This window comes from Bacteroides caecimuris (assembly GCF_001688725.2).
Taxonomy (GTDB): domain Bacteria; phylum Bacteroidota; class Bacteroidia; order Bacteroidales; family Bacteroidaceae; genus Bacteroides; species Bacteroides caecimuris.
In genome coordinates this window covers 2,323,384-2,347,418 of the sequence record NZ_CP015401.2, presented here as the reverse complement: position 1 = coordinate 2,347,418, position 24,035 = coordinate 2,323,384, and the positions used below count along the sequence as shown (strand labels likewise).

The window sequence follows — 24,035 nt, the reverse complement described above, 5'->3', positions numbered from 1 at the left end:
AAAATATAATGAGATACTTAGACCCTAAAGCCGATTTGACGTTCAAGCGCGTCTTCGGCGAGCACCCCGATTTGGTGATGAGCTTTTTGAATGCCTTGCTTCCTTTATCTCCGGGTCAGGAGGTGACTGAAATCGAATATCTCCCCGTGGAGCTTGTCCCTGACAATCCTTTGCGTAAAAACAGTATTGTGGATGTCCGTTGCCGCGACAATCAGGGTCGCATTTTCCTGGTTGAAATGCAGATGATATGGAGTTCTGAGTTTAAACAGCGTGTTTTGTTCAACGCTTCCAAGGCTTACGTGCGCCAGCTGGATACTGGTGAGAATTATGAACTACTTCAACCCGTTTATTCTCTGAATCTAGTGAACGATATCTTTGAATTGGATTTGGATGATGAGTTCTATCATTATTACCGTTTGGTTCATACGGAACATACCGAAAAGGTGATCGAAGGCCTGCATCTTGTATTTGTGGAACTTCCTAAGTTTACTCCTCAAAATTATAGTGATAAGAAAATGCAGGTTCTTTGGCTGCGTTATCTAACTGAGATCAACGAACGTACGCGCGAAGTCCCCAAAGAGTTTTTGGCAAATCCTGAACTTAAAAAAGCTGTGAAGGCTCTTGAAGAGTCTGCTTTTACCGATGCCCAGCTTGCTGGCTATGAGAAGTTTTGGGATATAATCAGTGTGGAGAAAACCTTGTTCAGTAGTGCGGAGCGACGGGGCATGAGGAGAGGGCTGGAAGAAGGTATGAAGAAAGGCTTGGAAGAAGGCAAAAAAGAAGGTATAAAAGAAGGTATAAAGGAAGGCATAAAGGAAGGCATAAAGGAAGGCATAAAGGAAGGCATAAAGGAAGGCAAAAAAGAAGTTGCTCGCAGCTTGAAAATGGCAGGTATACCTACTGCCATTATAATGGAAAGCACAGGTCTGTCGGAGATCGAGATTGAAGATTTATAAGACAGGAGGATGGGGGCTGCTTCCTGAAAAGAAAAAATGCGCCCCCCCAGACCGTCCGAGAACTCTGATTTTCGCTGTAGGATGGCATTCTTGCAGCGGATTTGAGGTCGTAGAGACTATCTGGTGGAATTTGTTTTTCAATTGAAAGAATAAATTCTCTCATGATAATCGGTTTTAGAAGCTTAAAATGCACTTTAAAATGTGGTTATTACCTATATTCGTAAGGATGTGCACCTCGGCAAGTCTTTTATCGGAGTGCGGCAAGCAGTGCGGGTACACCTTTGAGACTTATAGCACGACGTAGGTTATAGGATAGACAGAGCAATCCCATCTCTGCACCTACTTTTGCAAAACCTTTTAGTAAAAAATAGTAGTATCCGAGCGTTCTTTTAATTGTCCCGAACGGATGTTCCGACAAACATTTGCGATTATCCATTTTCTTTTGGTCAAGATGTAGCACATAGCGTACCACCTTTTTCATAACGGTTATTCTTGTTGGTTTCAGATTCGCATTGCCGTCATTTGCTGCATCTTGTTTCCTTCGGGTATCAGCAACCTTTATTAGATCATCCTTACTAAAGTCCGCTTCCTTGAACTTGGATATGGTACACTTGCATTTGCATTTCTTGCAGGCCAACTTGTTGCAGTAACGTATATTGCCGTTTCGTTTAATGGATTTCTGTCTAAGAATCTCACCTTGCGGACAATAGACAAGGTTACGTTCGGCATCCCTAACGAAGAAGCCTTCAAGAGCTTTGGCACGCATTTGTTCGGAAGTCATGTCCAGCACTGCTGAATCGGATGTCGGCAATGTACGCTTTTTTACCTCAACAATTTCCATATCAGTTAAGATTCCGTTGTAGACATCGGGAATTACTCCGGCTTGAAGACATGCCTTCAAGTCCTCGGGGTTGGTACTAACTTTCTGTTCATCGGTTATGGTGTTTCCAATGTACTCAAACTCAACCTGCTCGGTGCAGCCACCGTCACGCCGGATGACATTGGGTACAATGCCCGATGCAAGTGCGTCGGTATGGTCTTCGGGGCATTCATAGCCCTTGTCTGCTGTAGTCTCAAGGATGTCAATCCCATAGTCTTTTTTCACATCTGTAGCTACGTTTGTTATTTGGCCATGGTCAGTAGGACTGTTAGTGACCCGGAAGCCGGCAATCATGTGGCTGTCCGCGTCAACAGCCGTCTGCATGTTATAGCCTACGCAGAAACCTTCATTCGCTTTCATCAGTCTTGCATCCGGGTCAGTAAGCGATATCTGTTTTTCATTAGACTCCTCTAATGTAGTGCGGTATGCTTCGTAACGGGCTTTGCGTTCTTTACAGACATTCAGTTTGTGCTCAAGTTCTTCTCTGGAAAGTTTGCGACCTTCTTCCCGATCGCATGAGTCAAGCTCTTCCATGTATAAAGTGATATGTTCATCCAAACGTTTGATACGGTCGTCAAGTTTGTTGAGCGTAAAATTGTTATCCTTGGCATTTACAGCCTTGAACTTGCTTCCGTCAATAGATATGTATGACTTGGAGAAGAGCTTCAACCCCATGCAGAACTTATTGAACTCCTTGAATACTTTAGTTATGCTATCCTTATTATCCTTGCGAAAATCGGAAATGGTGCGAAAATCAGGATATAATTTGCCCAGTAGCCACATCACCTCCACGTTGCATTTGCACTCACGGGCCAACTTGCGCGATGAACGCACTTGGTAAAAGTAACCATAAATATACAGTTTTAACAGGTCACGAGGGTCGTACCCGGGACTTCCCGTGGCTTTGGGAATGTTCCGTATAAACTCTAACTTGCCCATATCCAAACTATCAACGAATGCATCAAACAAACGAACCGGAGCATCCTCCTCAACATAGTCGTCTATGCAATCGGGGAAAAGTACTTTCTGTTGTCGTTCTTCACCTTTCTTATATGCCATAACTCTGTTTCTTAGCTTAGGTAAAGATAAGAAAAATGAATGAGAAGCATGAATATCTAATGTTAAACCATGCTACAAACAGGGGCTATTGCGGAGGGACAACGACAAACCTCTGTTTAAAGAGGAGTTCTCGGACAGTCTCCCCCTTTTTGCTAGTGAACTGCACCCCCAAAGTTAGACACTAAAACTTTGGGAGTGTAGTTTTTTTATGCGACCTTCGTTGGAGTATGTGCCTAAGGCAAAAACCGGTGTACTTACTGAGGTGTTGCTATACATCCCGATATTCCTTCACACAATCAAAGCACGGACACCCTTTCATTGGGTTCAAATCCCGATGTCCCACAATCAACGCTTTGGGAAACTGCCGTCGTAATTCACGCAATAAAGCAAGCAGCGAGCCCCGTTGTTCCATTGTGCGAGTATCCTTGGGTTTGCCATCCGCATTCAGTCCACCTTCATAACAGACACCTATTGAATGGCTATTATGATTACGGCAGTGTGCCCCGACCTTTTCTAACGCACGTCCCCGGTGGATCTCCCCGTCGCGAGTAATGTAAAAATGATAGCCAATATCACGGAAACCACGGTGCAGGATATGATCTTGTCGGCAAGCCTCCGCCGAAAGGGATTTTCCTTCCGGCGTGGCACTGCAATGAATGATAATCAGTGTAATAGTTCGCATAGATCTATATGCAACTTTGTACTCCGAGCAAGCCCCCAACAGCGGTGGCAACGGTGATGATTACTTTGATAATGAAGCTCCATACAGAGCGGGAAGAGGATGATTTGCTCATACAATAACAGGTTTTAAATAAATGGATAACAGTTTTCTTTTCTCACAAAGCTGCAAACTACGCAACTATGCACACTACTACACAGACTCACACAGAAATAAATAATCGACTATTTTAATGACTGCCAATTAAATTACTAAAGTTTTGCAAGGACGCTGCATAGCTTCTTGAAAGGAGGGAAAACCATGCGGAATATACCGACTTGCGAAACTTGAATTAAATTATAATCTGTGGAAACCGGTGTAATCAGTGGTGAATCTTTTAAGCAGCCGGGTCGGGTGCTTCGCCACCTCCGTCTGGTTTCGGATCAGGGTTATCACCCGAATCAGAACCACTTCCGGTAGTTGTCGGTTTCTGATATTCCGCCAGCTGCTTCAACTGACTGTCGAGTTTCAAGTTGGTAGTTGATAAGTTACCGGTGGCACGAGCTTTCAGACGCATGCCAGTAACATTTTTCTCCAACGAGAACTCTTCCAGCGTATCGGCTGCCTTACTGCGAATACCCACACCAAAAATGGCAAGATCATCAATTTTCACACATTTGCCGTCCAGCAACAACTCCTTGATACAATCTACCATATCCGAAAGCACACCTTTGATGACACCACCGGAATATGGTGAATTGTGCTTCGACATGTGTTCGGCAAGCTTTGCCAAATCAAACGTCTCATCGCTTACTGCACGGGCGAACCACTTACCCGCATTCAAGCCTTTCTTCTGCTGGTTCTGATAAATTTTGTAACGAATCATAAAACAATAAATTAAAAGGTTAAAACATCGTGTCTTCGGGATTCTTTTCCCTTCCGACGATACAAAGATAGGCTGCCGAAAATCCGGAAAATCGCTTATATGCATTTATGTCCGTTACTTGTCAGTTATGTGCAGTTAACGTCGGTTATTCAACCGGAAAGCGTTGCGTATGTGCAACTATTTTGCTATATTTGTAACATTAAATCAAACTCTTATCCATCATGAACGAATTCAGAATACGTGCCTACGGGCGCATGGAACTGGCGCAACTCTATTCTCCCGAACTTACTGATATTGCCGCTTACCGAAAAATGAAAAAGTGGATAGAGCGGTGTCCCGGACTGCTGCAACGCTTGTACGACTTGGGCTATCAACCGGAGCACCGTTCATATACGCCTTTGGAGGTGAGGGTGATTGTGGATGCATTAGGAGAACCTTAAAGCGGTGCTTTAAGAGGGCTAAAGCTTAGCTTTATGCTCTCTAAAGCGCCGCTTTAGTATCCGTAAAACGCTGTACCGTTATTGGTTTGCGGCGGGGGTACAGTGGGTACACTTTTTCGGGGCTCCCTCACACACGCACACATGCGCGTTCATATACTCCGGTGCTATCTCCCTTCACTAATATGCCTCGCTTCGTCAGTCGTTTCAACCAAGTGATGGCGGTATTTTTCTTAATTCCGATGGATTCTGCTATCTCTATCATTTGTGCACGAGTGAAACGGTCGCCCAACTGCGAGAAGAGGAAGTCGCGGTCGGCATTGGAACGCCGGCTGATTTCCGTGGAAGGAAGGAACGAGAGAATGTGTGTGGCATGGCGGTAGAGCGGTTCCGCAAGACGGAGCACTGCGTGGAAATCGTCAGGGGTGATGGCAAGCTTCCAACGGGTGATGATGTTGTCTTTGATGTTATCTTCGGGAATGCCCTTATCCGGAGTCAGTCCCGAGGAGGGAGCGTTCTTCACTTGGTAGGGATGCGGGTTTTCGAGGGCACGCAGCAGGGCCACTATCGACATGATGCGGCATAGATTGACAGCCAGGCGGGCGATGGAGCTGTACATCTCCCTGCCGTTGGCTATGCTCGAGCGTTGGAAGAGGTGGGAGAATTGCGTGTTGAATTCTTTTTTCTGCTCCTCGGTAAGACAGAGCGTATGTATTCCATGTGCTTTTATCTGTTCCACTTCTTTTTTCCATTCCAATCCGAGGTTGGTAAAGATTTCTTCGAGATCCAGGTCGTCTTCCAAAAATTGGTTGATCCATTGGTCGATGCCGTAGAGGTAGTAGAACAATTGGCGGGAGAAGGCTCCGTCTTCCGTGGTGGGGATGAAGGATTTCACTTGCGACGGTGTGCCGGAAATGTTGAGGGAGATGTAGCTTTTCTTCACTTCACGGTATTCCTGGTCGGTGCGGCGGTTGTAAGACAGGCAGTCGTGGTCGAAGGCTTTGCGGAGGGTATCGCTCCAATGTCCATGGTCTGCATTGATGGCGGTAGAGAGGGTATCCGCTTCAGATTCGCAGATAAATCCTATTCCGTCAGAGTCCATAATATTTTGCAGGATACCTGTGCCGGTGTTGTTACCCGAAATGATGAACATCTTGTTGGCGGGCATTTCCGGTGCGTCCACTTTCGCTCGTTCTTTGCCCAATGCCTCGTAGGCGGCTTTCTCTTTCTTGTAGATTTTCATCTTTGCTGCCACTTCCGCACGGATTTCGTCGTGAATGGGAGTGGCAAGCAGCCGGATGTAAGAGAGGATACTCTTGCCGGAAGCGGAAGGAGCGATGGCAAAATACTGAAGGCAGGGATGCAGGAATTTGCCGCTATAGGAACAGCGCAAGTGTGGGGCGATGGTTGCACCCAGGGCTGTCAATGCTCCTAAAAGCATAACGTCTTTCAGGGCGTCGCTTTTGCCATAGGCAATGATACGTTGTAGGAGTGTGGGCCAGTCGGCTTTGGGGAAGGTGGGCAATTGTTGTTTCGGTTCGCTGCCCGAGAGAAGTTCCTCTTCTTCTCTTTCCTCTTCTTGGGTATTTTCCTCCTTTCCGGTATTTTCGTCATTGTCTACCTTATAACGCGCGCACGTGTGTGTGGAAAAAGTTGCCCCTGAATCTTCTGTACCCTTTGTACCCTTCGGCTTGTTCATTACGCTGTCTTGATGGAGCTCGACTCCTGCGATTCCGGCAAGGTGGAAAGCCGTGCCTAGATGTACGTCACCATGTTTTGTGGCGAGCGCGTTGGAGAATACCCGTTCGGTGTGTTCGCGCTGGTACTTGGCAGACAGGCGACAGAGACGGTGGAAATAATTGCGCCCGGCTTCGCCGCAGTCTGTGGCGATGGCAAATGCCAGTTGTATGTATTCGATGTAAGTGGGTGCGATGTCTGCTCCTGCTGTTTCAACTGTCTCGGTGAGACGGCGTAGTGATTCGATGTTGTTCATTTTTTCTTAATTTTCTTATGTTAGATGTTTCTGAATAAAGCTTCGGGGTCGTGGCTAAGAAAGCAGGATCTCACAAGGTCTTTGCCGGAGAAATCTACTTTGGTCTTTGTTTCGGAGGAAACAGATGTTTCTGTATTATACGCTGTCTCTACGTACTGCATTGCCCAACTCATACATTCTGTGATTTGTTTGCCGCCAGTTGCCGTGGATAAATGGTAGGTGGGGACAAAGGCCTTTACACCCAGTCCGCTGGGACTGATAAACGTGAGTACGGGACGGAGGAGCGGGTCGTCATGTAATACACGGCGCATTTCTTCAGTTTCCCGGTAAGAGCGGAAATGATCCAGGTCCACTATCACCAGCCCCGATGGGGACAGGAAGTATTTGCCGCTGCGGCGGGAGAAGGTGCCGCAGGGAGTTACATAGGGCAAAAGCCTTGTTTTTGCTATGCGTATGTCCGGTGCGTTGCGTACTTGCTCGGTCAGGAGCCTGAGGTCTTCGTTGCTGGTAATCATCTGGAAAACCTGTTCAATGCAGACTTCGCAGAAGGGGGAAAGTGTGGGGGGAGTGAGTATTTGTCCCTGTTTGTCTTTGATAGGGGCGATGGGAGGCATGAAATAGGACATTCTGTAATCGTTTGGCATAATTCTTTGTTATTAAAAATTTAATTATTTACTTTGCATCATATATGTGTTCATTTTGAAACATGGTGTAAATGTAGTAGAAATAAAATAAGCATCATCCTGATATGTCAGGATGAAAGTTAAAATAATTAACCATTATGGTGTAATTTTAATAATAAATAAGTATGAAAAAAGAAAAAGACTATTACGCAGCATTAGGAGCTAGCGTTAGTGAGTTGCTTAAACGCACGTGTTTGACAAATAAGAATGTGTGCAAGGCATTGGGAATCGGCCATGATCCTTTGAATGAGTTAAAAAAGGGCTAGATTGCTCATTGGGTAATTACCTAAAAGTGGTGGAACTCTGTTTTGATTATCTTGACGAGGAGGAAATCGAGAGGGTTTTGAACAGGTGGAAACAGCTATACATGAGGTATCGGAAGGAAAAAGAGAAGAGAGAAGAACACAATGAAAAGCAGGTGAAATAAAAAAGGCAGGCGGGAAGATTTTCTCGCCTGCTTTTTTTATGAACGAATCGGGGTGGTCTTATAAAAGATAAGGGGAAGAGTGCATGGCAGTTATCTTATTTGATTTTTTTTGAGATGATTAAAAAAAAAATACTGCATTATGTTGTTACTTTGAGGAATTTATGTAATTTTGCCTGTAAATTAATATATCTCTAATGAAGAGGTGTTGATTTTTTATGTTGCTTGATGCTTCTCTTAATTTTAATATAGGGAAGCATAAGTGTCGTGTATATTATATTATCATTCGGAAGATTGTCCGATGTTATTTTATTAGTACATGTGGTATGTACTTTAGGGGGGAATTAAGAGAGTATAAAGAGTATAATAAGTAAGGATTTAAAGTTAAACTGAATAATACACACTTGAGATGAAACGAACGACTTTATTTCTGTTGTTAGCCTTGTCGGGGACGTTCTGTTCGGTGGCAAGAGCACAGAAAGTAGCAATTAAGACTAATGTTCTGTATGATGCGTTTTTGAATGTGAATGCAGGCGTAGAGGTAGGATTGGCCCCTCGCTGGACATTCGATTTGTCTGCCGACTACAATGGGTGGACGCTTTCCCATGAGCGGAAGTGGAAACACTGGCTTTTGCAACCGGAAGCGCGTTATTGGTTCTGCGACCGTTTTGCCGGTCATTTTGTGGGTGCCCATGCTTTAGGCGGCCAATATAACGTTGGCGGTCTGAAAAACAACCTTTCTTTTCTGGGCACAGATTTCTCTGTAGTTTCCGACCGTCGTTACCAAGGATGGTTTGCCGGTGCCGGCATTGCATACGGTTATGCATGGATATTGAATAAGCATTGGAATTTGGAAACCGAACTCGGGCTGGGCTGGGTTTATACACGCTATGATGTCTATCCATGTGCAACTTGCGGCACCAAACTTGTCAAAGGAAAATCGCACAACTATTTTGGTCCCACAAAAGCGGCTGTTAATTTGGTTTATACATTTTAATTCGGTTTGTAGTCATGATTATAATAAATAATAAAATAGCTAAAATAGCAGGTAGTGTTTTGTTGTCACTACTTGGTGTGGCTGGTGTAAAAGGACAGCCGCTTATGAATGGGCAAGTGACAGTGCGAAATCTTTTCGTTTCCCGTTCGGATGACAAACTCTTCATTTCGATGGATATAGACGTATCCGGTTTGGAGGTTAAGAGCAATCGCGAAGTGATATTTATGCCGGCATTGGCAAGTGATGACCACACGTTGAGCCTGCCTGCTGTGATGATTGCCGGACGTAACCGGTATTACCATCATTTACGCAATGATAACTTGAGACCGGCGACTACGCAAATATACCGTCGCAGCGACGTATCGGTAGTGGAATATCGTACAGTGGTACCTTATGAAAAATGGATGAATACATCCAAACTTGTTACCCTGAATGAAGTGTGCGGATGTTGTGAAGAGACGCTTGCCGGCGAAAACAAACCGTTGTTGGCGCTCCGTCTTGAACCGAAGGCGTTTGTGCCTTCTTATATATATGTACGCCCGAAAGCCGAACCGAAGATCAATGTGTTGGAAGGTTCTGCTTATATCGACTTCCCTGTAAATCGTACGGAAATACATGAGGACTACCGCCGTAATCCAGTGGAATTGCAGAAGATTCTTTCTACCATTGATGCTGTACGCAACGATGCCGACACCCGCATCATAGCCCTCTCCATTAAGGGATATGCGTCGCCCGAAAGCCCATACTCCAACAACGAACGGTTGGCAAAAGGACGTACGCAGACGCTTAAGGAATATGTACAGAGACAGTATAACTTCCCCGAATCCATTATTTCCACCGACTACGAACCCGAAGACTGGGCAGGGCTGGAACGTGCCGTCGAGAACTCCGACTTGCAGAACCGCGATGCCATCCTCGCTTTGATTCGCAGCAACATGGAGCCGGATGCCAAAGAATGGAAAATCAAAAAGACTTATCCTGCCGACTACTCCTGGTTGTTGAAGAACATCTATCCGGGCTTGCGCCATTCGGACTATGCTGTGAAGTATGAAGTGCGTGCTTATACGGATGTGGAAGAGATTAAACGTCTTATCAAGACACAGCCGCAAAAGTTAAGCCTCAATGAAATGTATCTTGCTGCACAAGAAATGGAAACAGGCAGTGAGGAGTATAACGAAACATTCGACATCGCTGTGCGTATGTTCCCCGACGATGAAGTGGCCAACCTCAATGCAGCCAATATCGCCATGAGTCGTGGTGGACTTAAAAGTGCCGAACGTTACTTGCAGAAAGCCGGTGATTCACCGCAGGCTATCTATGCACGTGCTACGCTTGCTGCTTTGAACAAGGATTTCGACACAGCCAAGAAAATGTTTGAAGAAACTGCGCGCAAAGGAATGCCGGATGCAGAAAAGATGTTAAGGCAAATTGAGGAAATCAAACTCTGATAGAATGTAACGATAAATCATAGAAATAATTAATTCATTCAATATTTTCAGATTATGAAAAGAATTAGCAAATCTTTATTAGGCCTTTTAGCCGTGGCTTTCACAGCAAGTTGTGCTGATGATAAATTGGGCGAAACAAACTTTGATCCTACTATATATGAAGGAGAGAAAGCTTATATGACAGTGCAAGTGACGATGCCATCTGCTCCTGGTAGTCGTAGCCATACCGATGAAGACGGTGGTAGCAATGCCGGAGTGGAAATCGGTCAAGACTATGAAAACAATGTGAAAAGAATGTATATTGTACTTGCCCGAAGCACCGATAATGCATTTATAGCTTTTGGCGATATGTCGGACAAAATGAAACAATCGGCCAACAAACAGGCGTATACCGGAACTTCCGAAATCACCAAAACACAGTTGGCACAATTCTATGATGACCAAGATACACCTGCCAACAAGAAAGAAGTAAATGTATTTGTTTTCTGTAATCCGACCGATCATCTGATAGATATCATTCGTAATGCCGAATATAAAAATGTGACATGGTACAATGAACTCTGTAAAGGTGATGAAATAGATAAAACATGGGAGCCAAGTGATGGTGGTAGTTTCTTGATGGCAAACTATGTCATAGCTAAACGCCAGTTGCCTAATACGATGAATGACTGGTTGCTATATAGTGAAGCCAATCCTTTTAATCTTTCCGGTATGAACAATGCGGGAAGTAATTCGCAAGTAGACAACAGTGTGGGTGGTGCTGTAAAAGTGGAACGCGCAATGGCGCGCTTTGATTTCAAAGACGCTAGCCCTAAAGGAAGAAATACCTATCCGGTAGTACAGGATATTGCACCGGACGGAACTCTGGGCAAGTACATCGTAAATGTACAATTAGGCAAAATGGCTTTGGTAAACATGAATAAAGCGTTCCATTATTTGCGTAGAGTTTCTAATGACGGTTTGCCAACTAAACAAGAACTTTGTGCTCCGGAAAAACCTTGGTTTACCGCTCCGGATGGTATGGGTGATCCACTCGAAGGCAATTATGTGGTAGATGCATGGGCGACTGAAAAATCGATAGGCATCAAAACAAATGAATTGAAAAATCATTTCGATTATCCTCTTTTCCAAGAAGACGGTTCGATAGATAATACTAAACAAGACTCTTGGGACACCTATTTAATCAATGATGTTTTAGGCAATGAAGCTGATAACGATAATAGTTGGAATAGTAATCAACAACATGGTGACTATCGTATCTGGCGCTATGTGACCGAAAATACAATTCCCGGTCCTGTGACAAATCAAGTAAACGGAATCACCACCGGAATTGTATTCAAAGGAAAAATGATAGCAACCGAAGATGCTGTTAACAGCACTGATGAAATGACCCAACGTTTGGCGAAAGTTTTGAATTATACTGCCGATGATTTAAAGGAAGACTCCTATAAAGATCCTATTATCTATATGTTTGGTGGCAACTTGTATGTAAGTTGGCCCAATGTACTCAAAGCGGTAAAGGCTGTTGCATACAATGAAGAAACAAAAACCTGGAGCCGTTCGAACCCGCTTTATGTAGCTGTATACGGCGAAGGTGGAACAGGTGAAACAGGCGATGATAGTGCTCAGGATCCAACCTGCGCCAACTACAAATGGAATATTTGGAACCAGGCTGGCAAACCACTTGACAACAAGCTGAAAGCTTTCAGACAAGCAGCTACCGGTGCCGGTATCACTATTTATCAGTCAAGTCATGATGAACAAGGAGGATGGGGATATTATTGCTACTATTATTATTGGAATCGTCACAATGACAATGGTATAGATGGACAAATGGCCCCTATGGAATTTGCCGTAGTACGCAATAACGTTTATAAACTTGCCGTTACCAACATTTCACGTCTTGGTCATCCACGTATTTCCGACAACGATCCGGACAACCCGACTCCTGAAATACCGGACGAAAGAGGTGATATCTACCTGACGGTTTCAGTGGACGTACTACCGTGGGTGGTTCGCATCAATAACATTGAATTCTAAGATATAAAAAATGCATAATAATAAACGAAATATAATTTCACAGTTTACCAGTATGGTGCTTGGCATCATACTGGTAAACATTGTCTTTTCTTCGTGCGAGCGTATCTATGAAGATCTCGACCCGTGTCCGCACGGTGTATCGTTGCGCTTCATCTACGATTACAACATGGAATATGCCAATGCGTTTCCCAAAAAAGTGGATTGTCTGACGTTGCTGATTTACGATGATAAAGGCAATTATGTGGATACCCGTATTGTAACGGGCACGGAGTTGCAGGATGAGAACTACCGAATGAAACTGGACCTCAAAAAAGGGAATTATCATTTCGTGGCTTACGGCGGTCTGGCTTGTGAAAAAAGTTCTTTCCTGATGAACCATACTCCTAAAGGGGGAACACAATATACCGATTTACGGGTAGAATTGGATGAAGAATGCTTGACTAATCCTTTACGCAAAAACCTGCATGGATTGTATTGGGGCGAACTCATTCTTGCTACTGCCGACCTCTATAGCGAAGGCACTGTCGAAATGATGAAGAACACCAACAATGTGCGTATCGTATTGCAACAGATGAGTGGTGAACCGGTAGACGATAAAGACTTTGAGTTTGAAATTACTGATGATAATACTTTGTTTAATTACGACAACAACTTGCTCGCAAACGGTATGGTGACATACACTCCTTGGTCGCAAGGACAAGTTTCGGCGGGAGTCACCGATGATGAACAAGAGGTGATAGCTGCATACGCCGAATTATCTATTTCGCGATTGATGGTGAGTGACTGGCATTCGCCCCAATTAAAAATCCGCCGCAAGTCTGATGGTAAGGACATTGTAGACATTCCGCTCATCAACTATCTGCTGATGCTCAAAAGTGATTTATATGCAAGCATGGAGTCGCAGGAATTTCTCGACCGTGAAAGCGAATGGTCGATGATCTTCTTCCTAAGCCCAAATCTTGAATGGATTAAAACTTACATTAAGATTAACGATTGGACTGTAAGAATCAACAATATAGGACAATGAAGAAATACGCACATATTATCATAGTGTGGTTTGCACTGCTTTTTTGTGGAGGATGTAGCCATGATGCGGTTCTTGAAATGTCCGGCAGTGAGGCAATGCTGGTGAATCTGAACATCAGCGTTGCCCTGTCCGATATTTCGCAGGCGGGAACACGGGCTAATGACACTTATCCCACCCCTCCAATCAATGATAATGAGAAGATACAAAGTTTGCGTATTATCGTCGTACGCAATCCGGATACGGATAATATAGTAGAACAAAACCGAATCTATAATTTGCAATCCGAACCTTCTACAGACTACTATATCGAAAAGATGAAAGTAGTCAGCAACGAAAAAAAACGGATTTATCTGCTTGTAAATGAAGGAGCGGAAATGACAACATCGGGATTTCCCGCAAAACGCAAACTGGTAAACTATGATTTCAGCAAAATTCAACTCGGCAGTCCGTTTCCTACAGGAGTTATTTCCGATTTGTCTATCCAACTAAACGACAACACGGAAAAGATAGATGGGCTGTTGCCAATGAGCGAATGTCATACGATAGATGTAAAAAATGAGGATTACGAATGTAAGTTGTTCGTAACACGGGTTACTACTAAGTTCACGTTCAATGTAACCAATAAAAGTGGGCAACCCCTCAACATCACCCAACTGTCCATAGACAAGATGGCACAAAAAGAATATTTTCTTCCACGCAATGCGATATATACGGAAAAAGAGACAGAAGATGGAAAGACATACAAAGACATTACAAGTTTTGATGTTCCTACCAATACGGGGTATTATACGTATGATGCATCAGCGTTGTTCAAAGGTCAGTTGCCAATTGGAGGAACCAAAACCAACGACGACCGACCGATTTATTTGTTAGAAGGAAAACATAAAGACGACAAAAACAGGGATAATCCCTATCTACTGACGTTGGGAATCAATGGAACAGAATTAAAAAGCTATTTACCTAATTTGCCACATTTACCACGCAATACTCATGTGGTGGTTAATGTGACTATTAATGAACAAGATATAGACTGTGTAGTAGACGTCCGTCCTTATACCGAAATCGAACTGGAACCCGATTTCGGATTATAAAACAAAAAACGGATTTCCTTACAACAACATTTATACAGGAAACAATGAAACGAAACATTATTTATAGTCTATTAACCGTGCTGGCATTTGCCCTGACAGCCTGTACGGACGATTGGTTGAACAACGAAGGCGAACAAATGCCAGAAGGAGAAACCGGCGTAACTGCGACTGTGGAGTTTCTTCCTCTCCGCTCGGCGCTGGATGTGAAAACCCGTACGGCAGGAGATGCAATCAAGGATATCGACAATCTTTGCATATTGCTGTATGACATGGAAGGAGGTCTTATGAAATCCTACTATCTCCTGCCGGAAGGAACTGTATCGGCAGAAGAGAAAGACGGTACATTCAACGTCAGCGATATAGACCGATCAGATGCAGATGCAACTGGTAACAAAACAGCGGAAAGCCGAACCAAACGAGCCACTTTTAATTTGTCTCAGATTCCATACGGTCGTTACTATATGTATGCTGTTGCCAATATGGGCAATCTCGCTACATCGGAAGTTCATAAAGAACTTATAAAGACAGCCGACGGACTGAAATCCATCGATTTGCAATGGGAGACGGAATGGACTTCAACAGAAGGAGAAGCTACAGACCAAAAAACAAAAGCTACGGCCAACAACCAAATGTTTGGTTACTTCACTACACAAGAAAATGCTCCTGAAAAAGCAAATCGCAACACGCAGGATTCGCCTGTTACCATCAATAAGAAAGGAATGAAGCTGCACGCGTGGATACGTCGTGCCGCTTCCAAAATAACCATTGCCTATGATGCAAGCCGACTGAAAGAGGGGGTTTTCATTTACTTGAAGTCAGTGCAAATCAAAGATATTCCTTCTCACTGTTACTTAGGCAAAGAAAACAATGTAGGAAGTGAAGGGGATAGTGATAAACCTGCTTATCAATTGAACTCGGATTTGCTTGGTGGCGAGGTGATAAAATATTACGAAGGAGCGGAACCGACCGTTTTTGACGAATCCTATCCGGTGCGCCTGACCACAGGTCAACCTCGTTATCCGGAAGAGAAAGCTCATGATGAGATTGCCAACTCCTTGTTTTTCTTTGAAAATATGCAAGGAATAGGTCCCGACAAACGCCAGGATGCAAATGGGGACGGGAAATTAGACTTTCCCGGATTGCCCGACCATCCGGACAAATATCCCAACTATCGGCCGAAAGACGCCATGCCCTATGGCACTTACATCGAAGTGGATGCTTATTACGTTTCCGTCAATCCTGAAAAAGTGGGAAGCGGGAATATCAAATATCGTTTTATGCTTGGAAAAGATGAAAAGACCGACTACAACGCCGAGCGTAACCATCATTATAAACTCACACTGAAATTCAAGAATTATGCCAATGATGCCGACTGGCACATTGAATATGAAGAGCCTGAACCAGGTATTGAGGTGCCGAACCCTTATTATATCTCTTATCTGTATAATCATTCGATGATGTTGCCGCTGAAAGTCAAAACGGGAGGACATAAACTGGGTAAAATAGAGGCAAGGATTGTAGACAACCGATGGGGTCCCCACGACGCATTAAAAGCTTTCGATTATTACTATCAGATGGATATAGCCAATGCCAACCCGTGGAATGGCTTTCTGTCCCTGCGTAAGACCAAGGATTTGTTTATAACCGGTACCTCTCCGTATACCGCAACCTCCAACCAATCTTATTATGAAGAGCATAAAAGAGGAGAACGCACATATCCCATCGGAGATATTACAGACGAAGAGGAACATAGTTTCTTTGGTGAAGCAGGAGAGGAAAAAGACGGAGAATACAAAGTAAGAAAAGAAGGTGATAGCATATATCATGTGCTGCTTCCTATGTACACCCGCGCCAAACAGCTAATTAAGGCAACCGCATATACTGGGAATAATCCCTATGTGGCCTATCAACGCAGATCGGAAGTGGAGATAAAAGCGACGTTATTGAATCCGGACGGTACAGTATGGAAAACGATTTCTACAAATTCTTCCGTTACAAACTCCGTCAAAGGGAATGAAAACCCGGTTATTTATCAAGTGCGCCGTGTTGTTAATCCCAAAGGAATTTGGCGCAGTCATAACAATAGCGCAGGATTCGATGTGTTATTGAAACGATTATCTCAAGAGAATGGAACAAAATTTGAGGCATTCACTTCCGAAGGTCCGTGGAAAGCTTATGTGGTTCGTGGGGATGAAAAATTTGTCAATTTAGGTGGCGGCAAAGATAATAATGAAGTAAAAAACGACACTGTTTGTGGAAAAACCGGTTCGAATATAGATTTCAGAATTGACTTTAATGGCAGCTGCGGAGAGAATGAAAATCGATATGCCATCATACGGGTAGAGTATCACAACTATACTTGCTACCACTTAATATTTGTACGTCAAGGAGATGCTCCCGATGCATTGATTGATGGAGGGACCGAATGGCATGCGTACAATATGAAGACTAAAGACTCAGAAACTGCTTCTCCGTTGGAAGAAGGTTCGTTGTTCAAATGGGGCAACCTGACCGATCCAATTGACGCACTCGCTAATAAGAACCCTAAGGAATATTGGGTAGACGTTACACCGGAATCTTTTCAAGGCTTAGGAACCAGGAAATTGCCCATTGCTGGCACAAACGAAGAGAAGTCATGGGAAGAGATAAAACCTGTAGAATTGATAAACACTGATATCGGAAAAGCATTTGTCGATAAATCGCAGCTTCCTTCAAATACAAGAATTGCTTCTTATGCCGATTTTAAAGCATTATATGACCATGGAGACATCAAACAAGGATATGGTATACTATATGGAGATGAATCGACAAGCACTGAAGATGATATAGTTGCAGCGTACGGTTATGACTACAATAATACAAAACGTGGAATGCGTGGTTGTTTTGTCTACAATGAACAAACTGGAAAAAATCTGTTCTTTCCTATTGGGGCTTCCGGATACGGACATAGAAAAAATAAAGATGCCAAAGGTCCGGGCACATTACGATATGCAGCATCTCGAGACGACCGATTTCCCGAAGGACCTGTTGGTGCTGTCTACCCTGACGGTGTCCAGGGTGTCCCCCTTTTCTATGACGTATATATGCGTCCTGGAGCACTCTACTGGTTGAGCAATTATGTAGATGTTCAAAATCCGGGAGATGGGACTACAACTGGGTGGGATTTCAATTACTTTACTTTTGATTTCTATCCCATCACCTATTATGCAACCAATGGTGGAAAAGATGCTTGTTTTATCCGTTGCGTAGAAGATAAGTAGGATCAACGTGAGTTGAAATCAACAAGTGAAAACCATATAAAGTCAAAGAGCAGCAGGCGGGAAAAGTTTCCCGCCTGTCTTTTTTTTGCACGGATATTTTTTGTAGCTTTGTGAAAAATATGATTGATATGGAAGATTTGCAAAGATTATACCCTATTGGGATACAGACATTCTCGGAGATACGGGAAGGTAATTATCTTTATATTGATAAGACGGAATATGTGTATCGCCTGACGCACTCTTACTCTAAATATTTGTTTTTAAGCCGTCCCCGACGTTTTGGGAAATCTTTGCTTACCAGCACCTTTCACTGCTATTTCGAAGGACGGAAAGATTTGTTTGAGGGGCTGGTTATAGAGACACTGGAAACGGAATGGATAAAGCACCCGGTGTTGCACTTCGACATGAGTACCGCTAAACATGTGGACAAGGAACAACTGAACGCAGAACTGGAATTGAAACTCATGGCTTATGAGGAGATTTATGGACGTGTAGAGGAGGAACAGTATGTGAATCAGCGCCTGGAGGGACTTATAAAACGCGCTTACAAGCAGACCGGTAAAAAAGTGGTTGTCTTGATAGACGAATATGATGCTCCTCTGCTCGATGTGGTTCATGAGGAGAAAAATCTGCCACAGTTGCGCAATGTGATGCGTAATTTTTACAGTCCGTTAAAGGCATGTGATCCTTATCTACGCTTTGTTTTTCTTACGGGTATAACCAAGTTTTCGCAACTTAGTGTGTTCAGTGAACTTAATAATATCACCAATGTGAGCATGTTGCCTGATTATGCTGCCATTTGCGGTATCACTGCTGAAGAACTCCGTACTCAAATGGCTCCCGATGTAGAGCGTCTGGCCATCCGGTTGGGAATCACTGCAGAAGAGATGCTGGACAGACTGAAGGAAAATTATGACGGCTATCATTTTTCGTGGCCGTCGCCCGATGTTTTCAATCCCTTCAGTTTACTGAAAGCGATGGCTTTGGGAGAGATCGGCTCTTATTGGTTTGAGAGCGGCACGCCCACTTATATCATAGAGATGCTGCGTAAATATGCTGTATTGCCATCGGAAATTGGTGGCGAGGAAGCGTCGCCCAGTGATTTTAACGTACCTTTAGAGTTGGCTACCAATTATATGCCGTTGCTTTATCAGGCTGGTTACCTTACGATAAAGGGGGCGGATTTGGAATTTGACGCATATATGCTTGATATTCCAAACAAAGAGGTGCGTGTCGGTCTGATGAAAAGCCTGATCCCATCTTATGTGAAAAGTGACAGTCATGAGGTGAACAGTGTGGTGCGTAATTTGGCGCGTAACATTGTGCGGGGGGATATGGATGAAGCGTTGAAGCTGCTTCAGACTTTCCTTTCTACTGTGCCCTATTGTGACAACACGGATTATGAAGGACATTACCAGCAAATGCTCTATGTGATATTCTCATTACTGGGTATTTATACCGATGTGGAGGTACGTACGCTGAAGGGACGAGTGGATATGGTACTTCGCACGAAGACTACTCTCTATCTGGTAGAACTGAAATTGAATCAGAGTGCAGAGGCTGCTATGAATCAGATTAACTTGCAGCAATATTCCGAGCGTTTTGCTCTTTGTGGGCTTCCGGTGGTAAAGGTCGCAATTAATTTTAGTGCGGAGAGTCGGACGATAGCTGATTGGATGATTTCAAGAGAAACGTATGCATAGTTGTTTTGTAATTATTATAGTTTAAGAAAAGGAAAAACATGAGTAACAGGATATACCCCATCGGCATACAGAACTTTGAAAAAATCCGGAAAGACGGTTATTTCTATATTGATAAGACTGCTTTGATTTATCAGATGGTGAAGACAGGCAGTTATTATTTCCTGAGTCGTCCCCGTCGTTTTGGGAAAAGTCTGTTGATATCTACACTTGAAGCGTATTTCTTGGGCAAGAAAGAGCTTTTTGAGGGCTTGGCCATGGAAAAGCTGGAAAAGGATTGGACTGTATATCCTATTTTTCATATGGACTTGAATACGGAGAAGTATGATACGCGGGAGAGCCTGGATAGTATATTGAATTTCACATTGGAGAAATGGGAACAGCTGTATGGCACCGCTCCGTCAGAAACAACTTTTGCATTGCGTTTTCGCGGTCTTATTGAACGGGCTTACAAGCAAACCGGGCAACGGGTTGTCATCCTGATTGATGAATATGATAAACCCATGTTGCAGGCAATAGGTAACGAGGAACTTCAGAAGGAATTCCGTAATACTATGAAAGCTTTTTATAGTGTGCTGAAGACCATGGATGGCTGTATTCAGTTTGCATTTTTGACGGGAGTGACGAAATTCGGTAAGGTAAGCGTGTTCAGCGATTTAAATAATCTCGATGACATCTCAATGCGGAAGCAATACGTGGATATTTGCGGAGTTTCTGAAAAAGAACTGCATGATAATCTCGAAATTGAACTGCATGAACTGGCGGATGCAAAGAAACTGACTTATGGTGAACTGTGCAATAGATTGAGGGAATACTATGATGGCTATCATTTTACATACAATTCTATCGGACTATATAATCCGTTTAGCTTGCTTAATACTTTTAAGTATAAAGAGTTCGGTAACTATTGGTTTGAAACGGGAACTCCTACTTATCTAGTGGAGTTGCTGAAAAAACATCATTATGACTTGGGGCGTATGGCACATGAGGAAACGAGTGCCGCTGTATTGAACAGTATTGATTCGACATCGGACAATCCCATTCCGGTCATTTATCAGAGCGGTTATCTCACTATCAAAGGATATGATAATGAATTTGGAATTTACAGTTTAGGATTCCCGAATCGCGAAGTAGAGGAAGGGTTCATTAAATTCTTGCTTCCTTTTTATGCAAACACCAATGCGGTAGAATCGGAGTTTGAAATACAGAAGTTTGTTCGTGAAATACGTGTCGGAGATTATGATTCTTTTTTCCGTCGTCTCCGGAGTTTCTTTGCTGATACTCCTTATGAACTTATCCGTGATTTGGAATTGCATTATCAAAATGTACTTTTTATTGTCTTTAAGTTGGTCGGGTTTTATGTGAAAGCGGAATACCACACAAGTGAAGGGCGTATCGATTTAGTTCTGCAAACTGATAAGTTTGTTTATGTGATCGAATTCAAATTTGACGGGACAGCGGAAGATGCCTTACGACAAATCAATGAAAAACATTATGCACTTCCTTTTGAGGCCGATGGCAATCGCCGATTATTTAAAATAGGAGTGAACTTTAACGCGAAAATGCGGAATATTGAGAGATGGATAGTGGGATAATGGTGAAATAACGACAGAAAATCCCGGCTGAATAAATAAAACGGCCGGGATTTTCTTGTTTAAAATGTTTATTTGCCATTTTTGGAAAATATTAAATGGTAGCTATATCTTTCCCGTGTGCGATAACGAAAACGTAAAAAATAACAATTTATTATGTAGAAAAAGTGGGAGGAATGCTTCGTAGTTCATAAATAATGATTAAATTTGCCGCGATTTGTAATGCGGAGTTTGCAAAATGACGAATAATACTATAAAGCATCTAGGTATTGTGGAAAACATACAAGGTTCTCATCTGTTGGTGAGGATTGTCCAAACATCGGCTTGCGCGGCTTGTAGCGCAAAGGGGCATTGTTCCTCGGCGGATAGTAAGGACAAAATCATAGATATTATAGATACCGCGGCTCCTTCCTATCAGGTGGGAGAGAAGGTGATGGTGGTCGGTGAAACGTCGATGGGCATGATGGCAGTGGCATTGGCTTTCGTACTTCCTTTCGTACTTCTTATATTTTCATTGTTTATTTTGATGGCGTGGATAGAGAATGAGTTGTATGTAGCACTTCTTTCTCTGGCTGTCCTTATACCTTATTATTTCGTTTTGTGGCTCAATAAAACGCGACTCAAACAACAATTTTCATTTACTATAAAACCAATAAATAACTAAAAACATTATGAATTTGATTCTGATTGCAGTGATTTCATTGGGAGCTATAGCGCTCGTGCTGGCCGCTATTCTTTATGTGGCTTCCAAGAAATTTGCCGTGTATGAAGACCCGCGGATTGCTCAGGTGGGAGAAGTGCTTCCCCAGGCTAATTGTGGTGGATGTGGCTATCCCGGTTGTAGCGGATTTGCCGACGCTTGCGTCAAAGCCGGTTCGCTGGATGGTAAATTCTGCCCTGTAGGTGGACAACCTGTCATGGCACAAATTGCTGATATCCTCGGACTTGCAGCCGGTGAAGCTGAACCGATGGTAGCAGTGGTAAGATGTAACGGAACGTGTGCTAATCGTCCGCGTACCAACCAGTATGATGGTGCGAAGAGTTGTGCTATTGCCGCTTCGCTGTATGGTGGGGAAACGGGATGTAGTTACGGATGTCTGGGGTGTGGCGACTGTGTGGCGGCTTGTCAGTTCGATGCCATCCACATGAATCCTGAAACGGGACTTCCGGAAGTGGATGAAGCGAAATGTACCGCTTGTGGCGCCTGTGTGAAGGCTTGTCCGAAGGCGATCATCGAAATCCGTCCGCAAGGAAAGAAGTCACGCCGCGTGTATGTCTCTTGTGTGAATAAAGACAAGGGAGCAGTGGCACGTAAGGCTTGTACAGTGAGCTGTATCGGCTGTGGCAAGTGTGTGAAGACTTGTCCGTTCGAAGCTATTACGCTGGAAAACAACTTGGCTTACATTGATCCGAACAAGTGTAAATCTTGCCGGAAATGTGTGGAAGTTTGTCCGCAGAATAGCATTGTCGAGTTGAATTTCCCGCCACGGAAACCGAAAGTGGAAGAAGTGGCGGAAGCTCCGAAAGTAACAGAATAATAACAGAATAAAATACAGAACTGTATGTTAAAGACATTTTCAATTGGTGGAGTTCATCCACACGAAAATAAATTGTCGGCACATCAACCTATTATCACAGCGGAAGTTCCTGCAAAGGCTGTTATTTTGCTGGGGCAGCACATCGGTGCGCCTGCAAAACCGATTGTAGCGAAAGGGGATGTGGTAAAGGTAGGCACACGGATTGCCGAACCTGCCGGCTTTGTTTCGGCAGCAATTCACTCTTCGGTCAGTGGTAAAGTGGCGAAGATTGATACTATAGTCGATGCCAGCGGTTATGCGAAACCTGCCATCTTCATTGATGTGGAAGGCGACGAATGGGAAGAAACAATCGACCGTAGCACCACACTGGTGAAAGAGTGTGAACTTTCCGCAGAAGAGATCGTGAAGAAGATTGCCGATGCCGGAATCGTAGGTCTGGGCGGTGCTTGTTTCCCTACGCAGGTGAAACTTTGTCCTCCTCCTTCTTTCAAGGCTGAATGTGTGATTATCAATGCCGTAGAGTGTGAACCTTACCTGACTGCCGACCATCAGCTGATGCTGGAACACGCGGAAGAAATTATGGTAGGTGTTTCTATCCTGATGAAAGCGGTGAAAGTGAACAAGGCATTTATCGGAATCGAAAATAATAAGCCGGATGCTATCGAACTGATGACCAAAGTGGCTTCCAGCTATGCAGGTATCGAAGTAGTGCCCTTGAAGGTGAAATATCCGCAAGGAGGTGAAAAGCAACTAATCGACGCGATCACCAAACGTCAGGTGGCGAGCGGTGCATTGCCTATCTCTACGGGAGCAGTCGTGCAGAACGTGGGAACAGCATTTGCCGTTTATGAAGCTGTACAGAAAAATAAGCCGTTGTTCGAACGTGTGATTACCGTGACAGGAAAGTCGGTTGCGAAACCTTCCAATTTCCTGGCTCGTATCGGTACACCGATGAAACAGTTGATTGACGCTTGCGGTGGTCTGCCCGAAGATACGGGTAAGGTGATCGGTGGCGGTCCGATGATGGGTAAGGCGCTCGTAAATATCGAGGTTCCTACTGCGAAGGGCAGTTCCGGTATCCTGATTATGAATCAGAAGGAAGCCAAACGCGGCGAAGCTCAAACCTGTATCCGTTGCGCGAAGTGCGTGGGTGCCTGTCCGATGGGACTGGAACCGTACTTGCTCGGAGCTTTGTCCGAAAACGGAGATTTTGAAACAATGGAAAAAGAAAGAATCATGGATTGTATCGAGTGCGGCTCTTGCCAGTTCACTTGTCCTGCCAACCGTCCGCTGCTCGACTACTGTCGTCTGGGCAAAGGCAAAGTTGGCGCTATGATTCGTGCACGTCAAGCTAAAAAATAACGAA

General features: G+C 43.9%; 20 protein-coding genes. 14 read left to right on the top strand and 6 right to left on the bottom strand.

The genetic code is table 11. The features are described 5' to 3' along the window. Positions 1–8: 8 nt before the first annotated feature. Positions 9–956, top strand: a complete 948-nt coding sequence (locus tag A4V03_RS10170; protein WP_065538807.1) for an Rpn family recombination-promoting nuclease/putative transposase — start codon at positions 9–11, stop codon at positions 954–956. 247 nt (positions 957–1,203) lie between these two features. Here A4V03_RS10170 and A4V03_RS10165 read toward each other — a convergent pair whose 3' ends face one another. The 4 genes from A4V03_RS10165 to A4V03_RS10155 all read right to left on the bottom strand — a co-directional run bounded on the left by A4V03_RS10165 (position 1,204) and on the right by A4V03_RS10155 (position 4,439). Continuing rightward, positions 1,204–2,895 carry a transposase gene (locus A4V03_RS10165; RefSeq protein WP_065537976.1) on the bottom strand — a complete coding sequence of 564 codons (1,692 nt, stop codon included), beginning with the start codon at positions 2,893–2,895 and terminating at the stop codon, positions 1,204–1,206. Between the two features lie 268 nt (positions 2,896–3,163). Further along, positions 3,164–3,577 carry an N-acetylmuramoyl-L-alanine amidase gene (locus tag A4V03_RS10160; RefSeq protein WP_065538806.1) on the bottom strand — a complete coding sequence of 138 codons (414 nt, stop codon included), beginning with the start codon at positions 3,575–3,577 and terminating at the stop codon, positions 3,164–3,166. 4 nt (positions 3,578–3,581) lie between these two features. Then, positions 3,582–3,689, bottom strand: a complete 108-nt coding sequence (locus tag A4V03_RS20760) for a smalltalk protein (protein ID WP_157448000.1) — start codon at positions 3,687–3,689, stop codon at positions 3,582–3,584. Positions 3,690–3,950: 261 nt separating this feature from the next. After that, the gene (locus A4V03_RS10155) at positions 3,951–4,439 is read right to left on the bottom strand and encodes an HU family DNA-binding protein (RefSeq protein WP_065538805.1); all 489 of its coding nucleotides are present in this window, start codon (positions 4,437–4,439) and stop codon (positions 3,951–3,953) included. Positions 4,440–4,660: 221 nt separating this feature from the next. Between A4V03_RS10155 and A4V03_RS10150 the strand changes: the two genes are divergently transcribed. Further along, positions 4,661–4,879 carry a DUF4248 domain-containing protein gene (locus tag A4V03_RS10150; RefSeq protein WP_065538804.1) on the top strand — a complete coding sequence of 73 codons (219 nt, stop codon included), beginning with the start codon at positions 4,661–4,663 and terminating at the stop codon, positions 4,877–4,879. Positions 4,880–5,006: 127 nt separating this feature from the next. Here A4V03_RS10150 and A4V03_RS10145 read toward each other — a convergent pair whose 3' ends face one another. Continuing rightward, on the bottom strand, positions 5,007–6,869 hold the full coding sequence (locus A4V03_RS10145; protein ID WP_065538803.1) for a DUF3987 domain-containing protein: 1,863 nt from the start codon (positions 6,867–6,869) through the stop codon (positions 5,007–5,009). A 20-nt stretch (positions 6,870–6,889) separates the two neighbouring features. Further along, positions 6,890–7,513, bottom strand: a complete 624-nt coding sequence (locus tag A4V03_RS10140) for a BT4734/BF3469 family protein (protein WP_065538802.1) — start codon at positions 7,511–7,513, stop codon at positions 6,890–6,892. A 164-nt stretch (positions 7,514–7,677) separates the two neighbouring features. On the opposite strand from A4V03_RS10140, the gene A4V03_RS21025 reads away from it, so the two are divergent. The 12 genes from A4V03_RS21025 to rsxC all read left to right on the top strand — a co-directional run bounded on the left by A4V03_RS21025 (position 7,678) and on the right by rsxC (position 24,031). Then, positions 7,678–7,818, top strand: a complete 141-nt coding sequence (locus A4V03_RS21025) for a hypothetical protein (RefSeq protein WP_167371340.1) — start codon at positions 7,678–7,680, stop codon at positions 7,816–7,818. 567 nt (positions 7,819–8,385) lie between these two features. Further along, positions 8,386–8,973 carry a DUF3575 domain-containing protein gene (locus A4V03_RS10135; RefSeq protein WP_065538801.1) on the top strand — a complete coding sequence of 196 codons (588 nt, stop codon included), beginning with the start codon at positions 8,386–8,388 and terminating at the stop codon, positions 8,971–8,973. 14 nt (positions 8,974–8,987) lie between these two features. Next, the gene (locus A4V03_RS10130; RefSeq protein WP_065538800.1) at positions 8,988–10,421 is read left to right on the top strand and encodes a DUF3868 domain-containing protein; all 1,434 of its coding nucleotides are present in this window, start codon (positions 8,988–8,990) and stop codon (positions 10,419–10,421) included. A 54-nt stretch (positions 10,422–10,475) separates the two neighbouring features. Next, on the top strand, positions 10,476–12,461 hold the full coding sequence (locus A4V03_RS10125) for an Mfa1 family fimbria major subunit (RefSeq protein ID WP_065538799.1): 1,986 nt from the start codon (positions 10,476–10,478) through the stop codon (positions 12,459–12,461). Positions 12,462–12,471: 10 nt separating this feature from the next. After that, positions 12,472–13,488 carry a FimB/Mfa2 family fimbrial subunit gene (locus tag A4V03_RS10120; protein WP_065538798.1) on the top strand — a complete coding sequence of 339 codons (1,017 nt, stop codon included), beginning with the start codon at positions 12,472–12,474 and terminating at the stop codon, positions 13,486–13,488. Further along, positions 13,485–14,579 (top strand): hypothetical protein, encoded by a 1,095-nt coding sequence (locus A4V03_RS10115; RefSeq protein WP_065538797.1) that lies wholly within the window; start codon positions 13,485–13,487, stop codon positions 14,577–14,579. The genes A4V03_RS10120 and A4V03_RS10115 overlap by 4 nt, the downstream gene beginning before the upstream one ends. 44 nt (positions 14,580–14,623) lie before the next feature. After that, positions 14,624–17,839, top strand: coding sequence for a DUF4906 domain-containing protein (locus A4V03_RS10110; RefSeq protein WP_065538796.1), 3,216 nt, complete (start codon positions 14,624–14,626; stop codon positions 17,837–17,839). Positions 17,840–17,967: 128 nt separating this feature from the next. Then, positions 17,968–19,542, top strand: a complete 1,575-nt coding sequence (locus A4V03_RS10105) for an ATP-binding protein (RefSeq protein WP_065540368.1) — start codon at positions 17,968–17,970, stop codon at positions 19,540–19,542. 38 nt (positions 19,543–19,580) lie between these two features. Beyond that, on the top strand, positions 19,581–21,134 hold the full coding sequence (locus A4V03_RS10100) for an ATP-binding protein (RefSeq protein ID WP_065538795.1): 1,554 nt from the start codon (positions 19,581–19,583) through the stop codon (positions 21,132–21,134). 235 nt (positions 21,135–21,369) lie between these two features. Beyond that, the gene (locus A4V03_RS10095; RefSeq protein ID WP_065538794.1) at positions 21,370–21,795 is read left to right on the top strand and encodes a SoxR reducing system RseC family protein; all 426 of its coding nucleotides are present in this window, start codon (positions 21,370–21,372) and stop codon (positions 21,793–21,795) included. A 7-nt stretch (positions 21,796–21,802) separates the two neighbouring features. Beyond that, complete coding sequence (locus tag A4V03_RS10090) at positions 21,803–22,669, top strand: Fe-S cluster domain-containing protein (RefSeq protein ID WP_065538793.1); 867 nt, start codon at positions 21,803–21,805, stop codon at positions 22,667–22,669. Between the two features lie 24 nt (positions 22,670–22,693). Then, positions 22,694–24,031 (top strand): electron transport complex subunit RsxC, encoded by a 1,338-nt coding sequence (gene rsxC / locus A4V03_RS10085; protein ID WP_065538792.1) that lies wholly within the window; start codon positions 22,694–22,696, stop codon positions 24,029–24,031. Positions 24,032–24,035: the final 4 nt, after the last annotated feature.